We start from the raw sequence: 462 nt of genomic DNA, 5'->3' as shown, positions 1-462 counted from the left end.
GATTTCACATCCCCTTTGACGTTGACCTGGGCGATGGTCAGCTCCTGCCAGCGCAGCGCCCGGGCGGTGATGTCGGCCAGCAGCTGCGGCGCATCGACAGTGCCGCGCACTTTTACCAAGCCCTTCGCCGTCCCGCCGAGCCCCGGCAGCGCCTTATCCAGGTGCGGCGCATCGATGGTGGCGTCGAGATTAAGATCCTTCACCCCCAGCTCGCCTGTGATATCAGCGCTGTTCGGGCCTAACGCCAGATGCAGTCCCGGGATTTTCCACTGCAGATAGCTGTTACCCTGCAGCGAGCCCGCCACATCCACTTTGTTCTGCTTCACGTTGCCGGTAATTTTCAGCTCCGGCACCGACATCTGCCAGCTGCCGCCGTACAGGCTGCCCTGGGTCTTGATCCGGCCGTTAAGCTTTGACGGCCAGTCCGGCACCTCTTTGGCGGTGTTGATGCCGTCGAGGGTC

At 62.6% G+C, this 462-nt stretch carries 1 protein-coding gene; it reads right to left on the bottom strand.

Annotation, left to right across the window (positions count from 1 at the left end):
- The coding region (locus tag M3193_RS16600; protein ID WP_435372055.1) for a hypothetical protein at positions 1-462 on the bottom strand (462 nt) is incomplete at both ends.

It is taken from the genome of Sporosarcina luteola (assembly GCF_023715585.1).
Taxonomy (GTDB): Bacteria; Bacillota; Bacilli; order Bacillales_A; family Planococcaceae; genus Sporosarcina; species Sporosarcina luteola_D.
The sequence above is the reverse complement of the archived record's forward strand: the minus strand, read 5'-3'. Positions and strand labels throughout refer to the sequence as shown.